The sequence below is a fragment of the Streptomyces sp. NPDC034049 genome (assembly GCF_055575575.1).
Genome location: NZ_JBVISJ010000007.1, coordinates 60,955 through 74,900, shown reverse-complemented (window position 1 = coordinate 74,900; position 13,946 = coordinate 60,955). Strand labels below are relative to the sequence as shown.

Genomic DNA, 13,946 nt, shown 5'->3' with positions numbered 1-13,946 from the left:
TCCCAACTCGGACTCCACTTGGTCGATCGAAGCTCGATGATGGCACGCTCCCGCGAGCCCGGATGACCGGCGGGGCGACCCGATGCCATGACGTGATCAGGCTGTGACCGGTCGTTCGACCAACGCCAGTGCGAGCTGCGGGAGTTCCGTCAGGTCGGCGAGCCCTCCCTTGAGCCAATGCACCCGAGGGTCCCGCCTGAACCATGAATCCTGGCGGCGCGCGAAGCGCTTGGTGGCACGGACGGTCTCGGCACGCGCCTCGTCCATGGTGCACTGCCCGGCCAGTGCCGCGAGGACCTGCTGGTAGCCGAGCGCGCGCGACGCCGTACGCCCCTCGCGCAACCCCTGCGCCGTCAGTGAGCGCACTTCTTCGACCAGTCCGGCGTCCCACATGCGGTCGACCCGGCGGGCGATGCGCTCGTCGAGTTCGGGCCGTGCCACGTCGACGCCGATCTGGACGGTGTCGTAGACCGCGTCATGGCCCGGCAGGTTCGCCGTGAACGGCTTTCCGGTGATCTCGATCACTTCGAGGGCGCGGACGATGCGGCGGCCGTTGCTGGGCAGGATCGCGTGGGCGGCCTCGGGGTCGGCGGCGGCGAGCCGGGCATGCAGCGCGCCGGAGCCGCGCAGGGTCAGCTCCTCCTCCAGCCGGGCGCGGATCTCGGGGTCCGTCCCGGGGAACTCCAGGTTGTCGACGGCGCCCCGGACGTACAGCCCGGAGCCGCCCACCAGGATCGGCCAGCGGCCGTCGGCGAGCAGGGCGTCGATGCGGGCGCGGGCGAGCCGCTGGTACTCGGCGACGCTGGCGGCGGCCGTGACGTCCCAGATGTCCAGCAGGTGGTGCGGGACTCCGCGACGCTCCTCGGGGGTCAGCTTGGCGGTGCCGATGTCCATCCCCCGGTAGAGCTGCATGGAGTCGGCGTTGACGACCTCGCCGCCGAGGCGCTGCGCCAGAAAGACGCCCAGATCGGACTTTCCGGCCGCGGTGGGTCCGACGACGGCGATGACCCGCGATGGGGGAACTGCGTTGCTCACCGCCCCAGTCTCGCAAATCCCGGGCCCGATTCTCGAACGAGCTACGTGACGCGGGAGGGCCGGAGTCGTTGCGTGTTGCGTGTTCGCAGCGCCGGTTTCGAGTGCCGGCGACCCGGATGACGCAATCGGACGCTCCGGGAGAGGGCGGGAATTAGCCCGCATGATTAGCATTGAGGTTGATATGGGCGTTTTCTCACTGTTCCGTCGTAAGGCGAAGGACGCGGACGAGGCCGCCGTGACGGCGCCCGAGCCGGACGCCGAGACGGAGGCGAAGGAGCCGGAGGAGGCGAAGGGAGCCACCGAGTCCGCCCGCCCGGAGGCCGGGAGCACGTCCGAGGCCGAGCCGAAGGACGACGCGGCCGAGCCGGCGGCGGAGACCGTCGACGCGGCGGACGACGTGGAGATCCCGAAGCAGCAGACGGCCGACCAGGCGGCGGACAACGAGTCCAGTGAGAACGCCCGCAAGTGACTGCCCGCGCGGGAAGGTGAATCATGCACCTGCTGGATAACGTGAAATCCAAACTCTCCCCGGCCAGGGACAGGGTCGCGCACCTCGCGCAGAAGCACGAGGGCAAGATCCAGCACGGTCTCGACAAGGCCGCGCACACGGTCGACAGGAAGACCAAGGGCAAGTACAGCGACAGGATCCAGTCGGGCACGGGCAGGGCGAAGCACGCCATGGACCGACTCGCGCACCACGACGGCGGTCACACACCCCCGTCCCCGGGTGGCAGCACCACACCCCCGCCCCCCGGCGGCGGCACCGCACCCCCGCCGCCGGCTTCCTGAACACGCATCTCGTCGGACGGCCGCGGAGCCAGGCGCTCCCGGCCGTCCGCCGCGTCCGGTCCCAGGTCTACGACCAGGCAGCCACCAGATAGCCCACGCCGTACGGCGCGTCGTCGTAGAGCAGGCTGCCGCCCAGGCCTGTGCCCTGCGCGGCGCCGGCGAGGATCTGCCAGGGAGCGCGCCCGGAGGCCTGCAGTTCGCGGGCGAGCCCGGGGTCCAGCCCCTTCAGGGCCTCGGTGTCGGCGTCGGCGAGCGCCCGCGCGACCCGCGCGTCGAAACCGGCCGCGCGGTCGTCCAGGTACCCCGGGGCCTTCAGCGTGCGGCAGGCACTGGCGTCGCCCATCACCAGCAGAGCCACCCGCTCGGCCACTCCGGCGGTTTCCCTTCCGACCTGGATACACCGCTGGACCGTGATCGGTTCCGCCACCCCGAGCCCTTCCACGGGGGCGTCGGCCCAGCCCGTGCGGCCGAGCAGCCAGGCGGCGACGGCGAGGGAGGCGGGCAGCCGCGCCGCGGGGGCCGTCGTGCCGCCGTCGCGCCCCAGACGGACGTCGAGAGCGACGCCGAAGCCCCGGAACGAGCCAGGGGTGCCTTCGGGGTAGGACGCCTCCTGCCCGGCGGGACCCACGACCACCAGCCGGTCCGGCCGGGCGGCTGCGAGCACTCCGAGCGCGTCCGCGCACGCGTCCCGCACCGGATCCAGCTCGGGCGCGGCCCCGGCGGCGACCTCGGGCACGAGCAGCGGCGGACAGGGGCAGACGGCGGCGGCGACAAGCATGGTGCGCAGGGTAACTTCCGCAGCCCGGGGGTGACACCCGCGCCCTGAAGGGGCGCGGGGAACTGCGCGAACAACCCCCACTCACCGGCAGCCCGCGAACAACCGGACGAACCGAACCGAACCCGCTACCGAGAAACCCCGCACCCACCGGTGGTGGCCACCGGCAACGGCTCCGGAACCCCGATCTTCGGCAGCCCGAGCAACACACCCCCCGGCTTCTCCGCCGGCAGGCCGTTCCGCTTCTCCCAGGCGTCGCCCGCCCGCGTCCGCCGTACGTCCAGGACCGCGCCCTCGGCCAGCAGGTGGTGCGGCGCGGCGTAGGTGATCTCGACGGTCACCACGTCGCCGGGGCGGACCTCCTGGTCCGGCTTGGTGAAGTGGACGAGACGGTTGTCGGGGGCACGGCCGGAGAGGCGGTGGGTGGCGCCGTCCTTGCGGCCCTCGCCCTCGGCGACCATCAGCTCCAGGGTGCGGCCGACCTGCTTCTTGTTCTCCTCCCAGGAGATCTCCTCCTGGAGGGCGACGAGGCGCTCGTAGCGCTGCTGGACGACCGCCTTGGGGATCTGGTCCTCCATGGTGGCGGCGGGGGTGCCGGGGCGCTTGGAGTACTGGAAGGTGAACGCCTGCGTGAAGCGGGCCTCGCGGACCACGTGCATGGTCTGCTCGAAGTCCTCCTCGGTCTCGCCGGGGAAGCCCACGATGATGTCGGTGGTGATGGCCGCGTGCGGGATGGACGCGCGGACCTTCTCGATGATCCCGAGGTAGCGCTCCTGGCGGTACGAGCGGCGCATCGCCTTCAGGACCGTGTCCGAGCCGGACTGGAGCGGCATGTGCAGCTGCGGCATCACGTTCGGCGTCTCGGCCATGGCGGCGATGACGTCGTCGGTGAAGTCGCGGGGGTGCGGGGAGGTGAAGCGGACGCGCTCCAGGCCCTCGATCTTCCCGCAGGCCCGCAGCAGCTTGCTGAACGCCTCGCGGTCGCCGATGTCGGAGCCGTAGGCGTTCACGTTCTGGCCGAGCAGGGTGATCTCGGAGACGCCCTCGCCGACCAGGGCCTCGATCTCGGCGAGGATGTCGCCGGTACGGCGGTCCTTCTCCTTGCCGCGCAGGGCCGGGACGATGCAGAACGTGCAGGTGTTGTTGCAGCCGACGGAGATGGAGACCCAGGCGGCGTAGGCGCTCTCGCGGCGGGTCGGCAGCGTGGAGGGGAAGGCCTCCAGGGACTCGGCGATCTCGACCTGGGCCTCGTCCTGGACGCGGGCGCGCTCCAGCAGGACGGGCAGCTTGCCGATGTTGTGGGTGCCGAAGACGACGTCGACCCAGGGCGCCTTCTTGACGATGGTGTCCCGGTCCTTCTGGGCCAGGCAGCCGCCGACGGCGATCTGCATGCCGGGGCGGGCGGTCTTCATCGGGGCGAGGCGGCCGAGGTTGCCGTAGAGGCGGTTGTCGGCGTTCTCCCGTACGGCGCAGGTGTTGAAGACCACGACGTCCGCGTTGCCCTCGCCCGCGTCCTCGGGGGCGCGGACGTAGCCGGCGTCCTCCAGGAGACCTGACAGGCGTTCGGAGTCATGGACGTTCATCTGACATCCATACGTACGCACTTCGTATGTCCTGACGTCCACTGCCTGACTCCGGTCGCTGCTGTTGGTCACTCCGTAAGCCTAAGGCAGCGCCCGGGGAGCCCTCGTCCCCCGGGCGCCGCGGTCTCAGTGGTCCGCGTCGAGCACGGTCTCCGGGATCTGCACGTTGATCAGTTCGCCGGTGCGCTGGTCGACGGTGAGGCCCCGGCCGGGTTTGCGGCCGCGCAGGTGGGCGTGGGCGAGGCGGGCGCCGACGAAGTCGCCCTCCAGGACGCTCTGCGGGCCGAGGAGGACGCCCTTGCGGTGCCGTTTCAGGGCGCTGAGCCAGCCCATCGCGCCCGTCATGGTCTCGGCGGTGGCCGCGATGACGATGCCGATGCCGTGGTCCCGGCCGGACTGGGCCAGCGAGCGCAGGTTCTGGTCGATGTCCGGCAGGACGAACAGGTCGGCGTCGTCCACCATGACCACCCGGGGTCCGCCGCCGGCCTCCAGGGCCTCGGTGAACTCCTCGACCGTGGGTTCCGTCGCGGTGATCAGCCGTACGCCGGGGTGGCTCCCCAGGGTGCGCAGCGGCGACTCGCGCGGGGCGAGGATCACCAGGCGGGTGCCGGCGGCCAGCAGGGAGACGGCGAGGGCGGCCAAGGTCGTGCTGCGGCCGGAGCCGGGCGGGCCGACCACCGAGAAGGTGGGCGAGGTGTCCGCGAAGTCGACGCCGACCGGGGAGACGTCGTCGCCGCCGAGGCCCAGCAGGCCCCACATCGGCCGGCGGAGCTCCTCCCCCACCTTCTCGTAGGCGTCGGTGAACGTGACCTTGACCGGCAGGGTGCCGATGCGGGCGGGGCGGCGGTCGGCCGGGAGTCCGGCGTCACGGCGGGTGGCCTCGGCTCCGATCCGGCGCAGTGCCTCCGCCTGCTCCTGGCCGGAGGCGCCGGGGGCGAGCAGGGCGACCTGGATCTCGGTGCCGCCGTCGGAGGTGAAGCCGCGGCCGGGCAGGACGAGGTCGGGGATGTCGCGGGCCCGCTTGCCGACGGCGTGGTAGTCGGTGCGGTCGTTCAGGCGCAGCAGCAGTTTGTTGTCGTTGAGGGCGGTGGCCCGCCCGGACAGCAGGGCGCGCTCGGAGGTGGCGACGAGGTGGATGCCCGCCGCGGCACCTTCCCGCAGGAGGCGGTTGAGCTGTTCGACCAGGCGTCCGCCGTTGTGGTCGGCGACGGCCTCGATCAGGGCGTCCCAGCCGTCGATGAACAGCATCACGTGCGCCGGGCGGTCCCCGGCGGCGACCAGTTCGCGCAGTTCGGTGAGGTTGCCGGCGTGGTGGCGGGTGAGCAGTTCCTGACGGCGCTCCAGATCCGTGTCGAGCCTGGCGAACAGCCGCTCCAGGCGCTCGACGTCACCGCGGGGGACCACGGCCCCGGTGTTCGGGAGCACGCCCAGCGCGGTGAGCGCGCCGCCGGCGTAGTCGACGCCGTAGAGGTGGACGTCGGCGCTGGAGTGGGCGCGGGCCAGTGCTCCGGCCATGGTGCGCAGCACCTGGGAGCGGCCCGAGCGCGGGACCCCGACGACGTACAGGTGTCCGAATTCGGCGAGGTCCAGCCGGACCGGCAGCTGTGCCTGGGCCTCGGGGATGTCCGAGAGCGCCCAGGAGACGGGGGCGGGGCGGGCGCCGCCCGACGTGTCCGGCTGGGGCAGGTCGTCGATCAGGACCTGCTGGCCGAGCGCGGGCAGCCAGGGGCTGGGCTGCGGGACGCAGTCGGCGAGCCGTGCGGCCTCGGACAGGGCCTCCACCAGGGCGTTGAGGTCGGTGGGCGCCTCCTCGGCCGTCAGGTCCACCGGGTCCGGGCCCTGCTCCCCCTCGGGGCCTCCGGGCCGGGCGACGGCTCGGCCGAGGCGCTGCCAGTGGAGTGCGGTGCCCCAGATCCGGGCCTCTTCGGCCGCCTGCCGTTCCTGGCGGGCCCGGGCCTCGGCGGAGGGCTCGGCGACGGGCCTGGGGGTGCCGGCGTACGCGGTCTGGAAGGGGACGACGGTGCCGTGGCCGAGCCTGGCCAGGGCGCGCCCGGGGGTCGCCGGGGAGATGCTGACGGCGTCCTTGGTGTCGATGACGTCCATGCTCTCCGAGGAGTCGGTGACCCGGAGCGCGATGCGCAGGTTGGTGTTGGCGCGGATGTCGGAGTTGACGACCCCGGCGGGGCGCTGGGTGGCCAGGATCAGGTGGATGCCGAGGGAGCGGCCGCGCTGGGCGATGCTGACGAGGCCCGGGATGAAGTCGGGGATCTCCCGGTAGAGGGTGGCGAACTCGTCGATGACGATCACCAGTCGGGGCACCGGCGCCAGTTCGGGGGTCCGGCGGCGCATGCCCTGGTACTCGGGCAGGTCCTTGGCGCCGGCCTCGGCCAGGAGGTGCTCGCGGCGGGTGAGTTCGGCGGAGAGCGAGGTGAGCGCGCGCTGCACGAGGTGGCTGTCGAGGTCGGTGACCATGCCGAGGGTGTGGGGCAGGTCGACGCAGTCCTTGAAGGCGCTGCCGCCCTTGTAGTCGACGAGCACGAAGGTGAGCTCGTCGGGGCGGTTCATCGCGGCGAGGGAGGCCACGAAGGTCTGCAGCAGTTCGGACTTGCCGGAGCCGGTGGTGCCGGCGACGAGTCCGTGCGGTCCGTCCTTGACCAGGTCGAAGGCGACCGGTCCGTCGTAGCCGGCGCCCAGCAGGACGCCGGTGGACGCCGGGCGCCGCGCCCAGCGGGCGGTGATCAGCGCGGCGTCCGGCTGCGGCAGTCCGAGCAGGTCCAGCAGCCCCACCTCGCCGGGCAGGCCCTCGGAGGCGTCCGGGGTGACGTCACGGATCGGGGCGATGCCGCGGGCGGCGCGCTCGCACCAGTCGGGCTCGACCAGGTCGGGGCGGATGTCGGGGATGTCGGGCAGCCCGGTGCGGCGCAGGGTCAGCCGGTGGTTCTCGTGGCGGACGACGGCGGTGCACTCCTCCGGCAGGAGCCGTTCCTCCTGGTCCAGGCAGAGCGGGAAGATCCGCACGCCGGGGCCCTCCCTGAGGATGGACACCACACCCGGCACGTCGCGCAGTCGCCGGGCGCCGTCCATGACCACGAGGACGTCCGGCTCGCTCAGCAGCGCCTTGCTCATGGTGGACTCGGCGGCCCGCTGGCGGGTGCGCAGGGTGGAGACCAGCTCGGCGACACGGTTGGCGACCGTCTCGGGGTCGTTGCCGATGAGGGTGACGGCGCCGCCGCGGGTGCCGGGCAGGCCGTCGCGGGAGTGCGGCAGCCAGCGGGCCCAGTTCCAGGAGTCCTGGGAACCCTTGTCGGTGAGGACGACGATCCGCAGGTCGCGCGGGGTGTGCAGGACGGCGGCCTGGGCCGTCATCCAGCGGGCCAGCGCCTGCACGGGTCCGGGCGCTCCGGCCAGCCCGACCACGCCGCTGTCGACCAGGCCGACGCTCACGGGGGCGTCCGGGATCGTCCAGTGGACGGCGGTGTGGTTGTCCTCGCGGGCTGTGTCGTCGATGCCGAGCAGCGAGGGCTGGGGCGCGGTGCCGATGCGCAGGGCGAGGTGGTCCGGGTCGCCGCGCCGGCGCTCCCAGAGCCGCCGGCCGGGGCCGACCGCCCACAGTCCGGCGACCGCCGGGTCGGGTGCGCTCTCGGTGCGCAGCCGCCGTTCGGTGGCGACCTTCTCGCGGATGTCCTCCTCCAGGGAGGCCCGGCGCTGCCGGTAGACGCGGGACCGCTCCTCGTAGTCCTTGCGGGCCTGGCGCCGTCCGCTGAGGTAGTTCGCCGCCATCAGCACCGGCGAGAGGAACATGAAGAGCAGATAGAAGTACGAGTTCCAGAACAGCATCATGGCCACGCCGAAGACCATCGGGGCGAGCGAGACCATCAGCGGGATCGGTCTGCGGGCCGGCGGGTCGGGCGGGCCGGGCAGCCGGAACCGCTCGGGTGCCAGGTGGGGCAGGATGCGCGGCGGCCGGTTGTAGTCGAGGCCGCCGCCGCCCTCGGAGGGCACCACGGCGGCGTCCCTGGGGGTCGGCTCGGTCAGCCGCAGCAGATACTCGCCGACCGACAGCTCGGCCCCGACGGCCCACGGCTGCCAGCCGTCGGGGAGTGCCGGGTTCTCGGTGTCCTCCTCGGGCCGGGCGTCCTCGCCCTCGTCCTCCTCGTCCTGCTCCGCCAGGGGCAGCAGCGGGGTGTTGGGCCGCCCCCGGTGCTCCGGCGGTTCCGGCACGGACAGCCGGGCGGGCCCGCCCTCGCGGAGCTCCACGACGGCCGAGCCGTCCGGGCGTACGGTCACCCGGATGCCCTCGGCGGGCAGGCCGCGGCCTTCGAGGGGCACGGCGGCGTCCTCCAGGGGGCCGATGCCGTGGGTGCCGAGGCCGAGGGCGTACACGCGTCCGGCGTCGGGGCCGCCCACCACCTGGAGTTCGACCACGGCCGCGTGGTCCGGCCGGTGCGGCTGCGGCATCGCGTCGCGCTCGGGCCCGTACGCGGTGACGGCCGGGGCCCGCGGGTGCCCCAGGGCGACGACACTGCCGTCCATGAGGCGGGTTTCGGCGAGCGGGGTGCCCGGTGCGAGGGGCTCGTCGCCCAGGAAGCAGGCGGGGGCGGGGCCGGGCGCGGGGAACGCGCCGTCGGTCGCGTCCGTGTCCCCGGCGCGCAGCCTTGCCAGGTGCGCGGCGACGTCCTCGACGGGGGTGCTGCCGGACGCGGTGAGCAGAACGTCCTGGCTGCCGCGGGAATCGCCGCCGTCGACTGTGGTGATGAGGAGTTTCACTTCTCCCCTTGCGGGTGGTTCGGGGGGCGGGGGGATGGTGCGGGAGCTGGCCTGTCGGTCAGTCGTCCCTGGTGGTGGAGGAGGCCGCCGTGGGGCGTTCGCGGGCGGTGGCCGGTTCCGCGAGCAGGTCGGTGCCGGTGGTGGTGGGCACGACGGGTTCCGCCGGCTGTTCGCGGAGGGGTGTGGTCTCGTCCAGGAGGTGCGGACGGGGCTCCTCGGGGCGGCTCGGGCGCGGGCGGGCCGGCGGCGGCTCGCGGCGCAGGCGGCGCCGGTCGGCGCGCACGGCGGCCACGACGGCACGGCCCAGGGGGCCCGAGTCGGCGTCCAGGTCCAGCTCCGGCGCGGTCACCCGGCCCCGGCCGTCCACGCGGAGGGCCCAGGTGTGCCCGGCGACCCGGCCGTCGACCAGACAGACGACGGCACCGGAGGCGGCGAGGGCGGCGAGCCGGCGGGCCTGGTCCGGGGTGGGGGCCGCGCAGACGACCACGGTGGTGGCGGCGCGTCCCGGCTCCCCGATGTCGTCGGGCTCCCGGGCTGCGGCTGCTTCGGCGGCGCTCCGACCGTCGGGGGCGGCGGCCGTCTCCAGCTCCGTCAGCAGCGCGTCGAGCCGTCGGCCCCGGTGCTGCGGATGGACCCCGTCGGCGACGACCACCGAGGCTCCGCTGCCGGGCCGGTCCAGCTGGGCGGCGAGTGCCTGGAACAGCAGGCCGCGGGCGGCGGTGTCGCCCTCGACGGTGATCAGCCGTGGTCCGGCGGCCAGGTCGACGTGGACACAGGCGTCGTCCGCCATCCCGACGGCGACCGGCAGCGGCCTGGCCGCACCGGCGCGGGTGCGGCCCTGCGGCAGTGCGTCCGCCTCGTCCGACGGCAGCTCCCAGCGCTGCGGGCCGGGTTCGACGGCGGTCTCCCACGGCGCGGGCGGTTCCGGCAGCCGGCGGGCGGCGATCTGCACGGAGGCCCAGCCGGGTTCGAGCCGCACGGCGTGCGCCACGGCGCCGGGGACATCCGCGAGGGCGGCCGCCGCCGCGTCGAACAGCCGTCGTACGAGCAGTCCGCCCCGGGGGTCGGAGAGCTGCCGGGCGAGGGCCCGGACGCCTCGGCGGTGGCGGCGGTAGGCGCGCAGCGGCTCGCCGAAGGCCCGCCGGGTGAGGGTCAGTTCCCGGCCGACGCCGCGCCGGAACCGGCGCCAGCCGCCCCGCTTGCGGATCAGGTGCCGCAGCAGCAGCACGAGCAGGATCAGGACGACCGCGGCGACGATGACGACGGTGAGGACCGAGTCGCCGGGCTTGCCGATCGCGACCAGCCGGCTGCCGTGTGCCGTCACGTCGGCGCCGGTCGCGACGGGCCCGGTCACGCCGCCGCCAGGGCGTGTTCGGGGTGCCGGCGGCGCAGTTCCCGTATCGCGTGATGGGTGCGGGACTTGACGGTGCCCGGGGGGATGCCGAGGGCGTCGGCGGCGTCGGTTCCGGTGCAGCCGAGGACGTAGACGTAGAAGAGGACCTCGCGGTGGGGGTGGGAGAGCCGGGAGAGGGCGTGGACCATGAAACGGCGCTGGACGGCCTGGCTCATCGGGTCCACCGGTTCGAGGTGCTTGTCCAGGGTGTGTTCGTGCGGGATGTCGGTGTGCACGCGCTCGCGGCGGGACCAGTCGATGACCAGGTTGTGCGCCACCCTCATCAGCCAGGCCCGGGACGGTGACCAGCCCGGGGGCTGGGTCGCGGTGCTCAACCAGGCGCGGACCAGGGTCTCCTGGACGAAGTCCTCGGCCCGCTGGCGGTCCCCCCGGATGAGACCCGCCACATAGCGCAGCAGGGGGCCGTGGTGCTCTTCGTAGAGTTTGCGGACGGAACCGTCGTGGGAGGAGGGCGTGGCCTCGCCGGAATCCGGGGTGCTCCCGGACATGGCGGTACTGGGTCTGGGCGTTCTCATGGATTCCCCCAGGGCCGGCGTGGATCTCTGGGCCGGTCCGGTCGGGCGCCGCGGCGGCGGCGTTGGCTGACTAAGGAGCTGAGCACGGGTACCCGGGTGACCTCACGGTTCATGGGTGGAAGGTGAGGTTCCGCTGGGAGTCTATGAGCGCTTCCGGATGTTTCAAGGGTTCCTGAGAAGAACCTGAGGTTACTGACGGGAAGGAAACATTCCTGGCGGATGGCCGGAGAACCGGCGGCGGCCGAGGGGTTCGATTCGTCGAACGACGGGGTGAAAAGCGACAGGGGCGCCGGTCCGGGGGAAGGACCGGCGCCCCTGCCCAACGGGTGCCGGCGGAGGGGGAGTTGAGGGGCCGGCACCCTGTCTCGGGGGTGGATCAGGCGGGGATGCCGCCCGCGATCTGCGAGTCGAGATTGTTCACCGCGTTGCAGATGTCACGGAACTGCTTGGAGAACTGCGTGATGTTGTTCACTGCCTCCGTCAACGACTTGTTGAAGTTGGCGTAGGAGGTCTGCATCTTCGGGCTGGTGGCCGTCAGCAGCAGGCCGCCCTGGAGCAGGCTCTCTACGTCGGCCTGCAGCGAGGACAGCTGGGGGACCAGGGTGTCGCTGACGGCGGAGTCGAGCTTCTTGGCGGTCCGCTCGACTTCCTCGTCGTCGATGACGTTCTTCGGCATGGTGCACCTCGTTCTCTGTTGATGGACCCGGCAGCGCGGGAAGAGCGCCCGGGGAGCTTCGGGGCGGGCGCCGCAGCACCCGCGGGGGGTCAGCGCCAGTTCTCGCCGAGCGTCCCCAGGGGAGGTTCGTCGCCGTAGCGCTCGTGCTGGGTGACGGATTCCTTCAGGTACCAGGTCCCGTCCTCGCGGCGCTGCCAGATCTCCTGGATCTCGTTGTTCTCTCCGGCCACGAAGCGCTGTCCCGAGTTCTCGTCGGTGACGACCTTCAGGACGGAGCCGTCCGGCTCGGTGTAGTTCGTCCGCGTGACCCCGTCCTGCACCTGGGTCGTCGTCCCCGGGGCGGAGGAGTTCTGGGACGGGTGGCCGTCGGCGTCGACGACCGGGTTCTCCACCGTCAGGTAGGCGGGGGGACGGTCCAGGAACTGCTGGTCGTCCTCCTTGCCGGCCTCGGAGTCGAGGTAGGTCTCCTTGTCCATCCGCAGCACCCAGTCGCCGTCGGCCGTCTTGCTCCAGATCTGCTGGGTGTCCCGGCCGGTCGCGTCGGTGACGTAACGCGTCGCGGACCCGTCGGCGTCGACGTCCGTGTAGACCTTGGTGACGGTGCCGTCGGAGCTGCGGATCGTCGTCACGGAGTCGCCCTCGCCGGAGAGCGGGTGGTACGTCTCCGAGTACGACAGGCCCGTGTTCTTGTTGGTGACGGTGGTGGTCGTCTCCACGGGGTCACCGTTCGCGTCGACCTTGATCTCACCGTTCTCGTCGAGCTGGAACGACACCGTGGTGGTGCTGTTCTCGTCCTCCATCGTGTAGCCCTTGGGCACGAAGGCCTCGGGCGGCAGATCGTCCAGCTCGCCGCGCATGCCCCGGAGCTGGCCGAGGTCCTCGTCCTTGTCGAAGTCCCGGTCGCGGATCTCGTCGTACGCCTTGCCGAAGCCCTCCTCGAGGTCCTGCTGCCGCTGCTGGAGGGGCTTCTCCTCCTCGGTCAGCCGGGTCTGCTCGTCCTCGGTGTCGGCCTGGTCGTCCCACAGCTCCTGCTGGCGGGTCCGGAGGTCGGCGGCCTCCCGGTCCAGGGGAGCCAGCCGCGACTGGAGGTCGGCGCGGTCGGCGTCGAGGGCGTCCTGCTTGCCCTTCATGGCGTCCTCGACCTCCTGCTGGGTGGACCGCTCCACGGCCCAGAGGTCCTTCTGCTTCCGTTGGAGCTCGTCCTGGCGCTCGGCGAGGGGCTTCTGGTCGGCGGCCAGCGCGTCGCGCTCGGCGTCGATCTCCTTCTGCCGCTCGTTCAGCGGGTCGAACGCCTTCAGCTGGTCGCGCTGCTCCTGCTCCAGCGCGTCCCAGCGCGCCTCCAGGCCCTTGCCCTCCGACTCCCACAGGGCCTCACGTTCCTTGTCGAGGGCGTCCTGCTCGCGCTGCCAGGCGTCGAGGTCGGCCTGGGTGACACCGTCCCCGGCCAGCAGGGCCTCCCGCTTGCGCCGGAGGGCTTCCTGCCGCTCCTGGAGGGCGTCCTGCTTGGCGTCGTAGGCCTTCTGCTCCTGTTCGAGGGCGGTGACCTTCTTCTCCATCGCCGCCTCCTGCTCGGCGCGGAGGGCCTTCTCGTCCTCCCAGAGCTGCTGCTGCTTGCGCTGGAGCTCCTCCTGCCGCTTGACCAGGGGTTCCTGTTCCGCACGAAGGGCGTCGGACTGCTTCTGCAGTTCGTCGCGCTTCGCCTGGAGCTTCTCCTCGCGCTGCCTGAGGAGTTCCTTCTCCTCCTGCCACAGCTGGCGCTGCCTGGCCTCGAGTTCGTCCTGCCGCTTGAGCAGGGGCTCCCGCTTCGCGGCGAGTTCCTCCTGCTGCCGGTTGAGCTCCTGCTGCCGCTTGTCCTGGGCCGCGATCCGCTCGTCGAGCTTGTTCCGCTTCTCGACGAGGGCCTCCTGCTCCTTCTTCAGACGGGCCCGCTCCCTCTGGTAGCCGGCCTCCAGACGGCGGGCCAGCGACGCGCGCCGTTTACTGTCCAGCGTCTGCTTGCGCACCTCGTTCTGCCGGGTCGCCTCGTCACGCACCTGGGAGGTGACCTGCTGGGCGGCGCCGGCGGCGTGGGCGGCGTCCTGGTCGTAGAAGGCCTTGCCGGCCCGGTCGAGGAGGTTGCCGAGGTCGGTCATGGCCTGCCAGCCCTCCTGGAACGACTTCTTCCAGGCCCCGTAGAAGTCCTCCAGCGCCTCGGCCGTCTCCCGGCGGGGGCCGATGTCCCCGGGGGCGAACGTCTTGTCCGTCTGCGAGGTGACGTCCAGCTCGTCGCGGAGGTGCCACAGATGCCGCGCGAGGAGGGTCATCAGGTCGTAGTCGTAGGAGACGCGCACCATGTCCGCCGTCCTTTCCTCGAAGCGGTCGTGTGGCAGGCGACCGGGCGCCGGGAACGATT

10 protein-coding genes are annotated in these 13,946 nt (G+C 72.6%); 2 read left to right on the top strand and 8 right to left on the bottom strand.

Annotated elements, in window-relative coordinates; translation table 11 throughout:
* Positions 1-96 precede the first annotated feature (96 nt).
* Positions 97-1,035, bottom strand: coding sequence for a tRNA (adenosine(37)-N6)-dimethylallyltransferase MiaA (gene miaA, locus ACZ52C_RS21345; RefSeq protein ID WP_086803219.1), 939 nt, complete (start codon positions 1,033-1,035; stop codon positions 97-99).
* Positions 1,036-1,216: 181 nt separating this feature from the next.
* Here miaA and ACZ52C_RS21340 point away from each other — a divergent pair, with 181 nt between their 5' ends.
* Complete coding sequence (locus ACZ52C_RS21340; protein WP_469076205.1) at positions 1,217-1,504, top strand: hypothetical protein; 288 nt, start codon at positions 1,217-1,219, stop codon at positions 1,502-1,504.
* Positions 1,505-1,527: 23 nt separating this feature from the next.
* Entirely contained in the window at positions 1,528-1,824 is a 297-nt protein-coding gene (locus ACZ52C_RS21335; protein ID WP_469076204.1) for an antitoxin, read from the top strand.
* Between the two features lie 67 nt (positions 1,825-1,891).
* On the opposite strand, the gene ACZ52C_RS21330 is transcribed toward ACZ52C_RS21335, so the two are convergent.
* From ACZ52C_RS21330 to ACZ52C_RS21300, 7 genes are all read right to left on the bottom strand, one after another.
* Entirely contained in the window at positions 1,892-2,602 is a 711-nt protein-coding gene (locus tag ACZ52C_RS21330) for a class III extradiol dioxygenase subunit B-like domain-containing protein (RefSeq protein ID WP_469076203.1), read from the bottom strand.
* A 125-nt stretch (positions 2,603-2,727) separates the two neighbouring features.
* Positions 2,728-4,254 carry a tRNA (N6-isopentenyl adenosine(37)-C2)-methylthiotransferase MiaB gene (gene miaB / locus ACZ52C_RS21325; protein WP_469076202.1) on the bottom strand — a complete coding sequence of 509 codons (1,527 nt, stop codon included), beginning with the start codon at positions 4,252-4,254 and terminating at the stop codon, positions 2,728-2,730.
* 54 nt (positions 4,255-4,308) lie between these two features.
* Positions 4,309-8,949: an FtsK/SpoIIIE domain-containing protein gene (locus ACZ52C_RS21320; RefSeq protein ID WP_469076201.1), complete on the bottom strand. Its 4,641-nt coding sequence runs from the start codon at positions 8,947-8,949 to the stop codon at positions 4,309-4,311.
* A gap of 58 nt (positions 8,950-9,007) precedes the next feature.
* The gene (locus tag ACZ52C_RS21315; protein WP_469076200.1) at positions 9,008-10,303 is read right to left on the bottom strand and encodes a hypothetical protein; all 1,296 of its coding nucleotides are present in this window, start codon (positions 10,301-10,303) and stop codon (positions 9,008-9,010) included.
* Entirely contained in the window at positions 10,300-10,851 is a 552-nt protein-coding gene (locus tag ACZ52C_RS21310) for a sigma-70 family RNA polymerase sigma factor (protein WP_469076199.1), read from the bottom strand. Before ACZ52C_RS21310 ends, ACZ52C_RS21315 begins: the two co-directional genes overlap by 4 nt.
* A 403-nt stretch (positions 10,852-11,254) precedes the next feature.
* Positions 11,255-11,554 carry a hypothetical protein gene (locus tag ACZ52C_RS21305; RefSeq protein WP_469076198.1) on the bottom strand — a complete coding sequence of 100 codons (300 nt, stop codon included), beginning with the start codon at positions 11,552-11,554 and terminating at the stop codon, positions 11,255-11,257.
* 89 nt (positions 11,555-11,643) lie between these two features.
* Entirely contained in the window at positions 11,644-13,887 is a 2,244-nt protein-coding gene (locus ACZ52C_RS21300; protein ID WP_469076197.1) for a coiled-coil domain-containing protein, read from the bottom strand.
* Positions 13,888-13,946: the final 59 nt, after the last annotated feature.

What these genes read in the sequence shown, in the direction of transcription:
- ACZ52C_RS21340 (WP_469076205.1), top strand. Translation starts at nt 1,217, where the DNA reads ATGGGCGTTTTCTCACTGTTCCGTCGTAAGGCGAAGGACGCGGACGAG.
- ACZ52C_RS21335 (WP_469076204.1), top strand. Translation starts at nt 1,528, where the DNA reads ATGCACCTGCTGGATAACGTGAAATCCAAACTCTCCCCGGCCAGGGAC.
- ACZ52C_RS21330 (WP_469076203.1), bottom strand. Translation starts at nt 2,602, where the DNA reads ATGCTTGTCGCCGCCGCCGTCTGCCCCTGTCCGCCGCTGCTCGTGCCC.
- ACZ52C_RS21310 (WP_469076199.1), bottom strand. Translation starts at nt 10,851, where the DNA reads ATGTCCGGGAGCACCCCGGATTCCGGCGAGGCCACGCCCTCCTCCCAC.
- ACZ52C_RS21305 (WP_469076198.1), bottom strand. Translation starts at nt 11,554, where the DNA reads ATGCCGAAGAACGTCATCGACGACGAGGAAGTCGAGCGGACCGCCAAG.
- ACZ52C_RS21300 (WP_469076197.1), bottom strand. Translation starts at nt 13,887, where the DNA reads ATGGTGCGCGTCTCCTACGACTACGACCTGATGACCCTCCTCGCGCGG.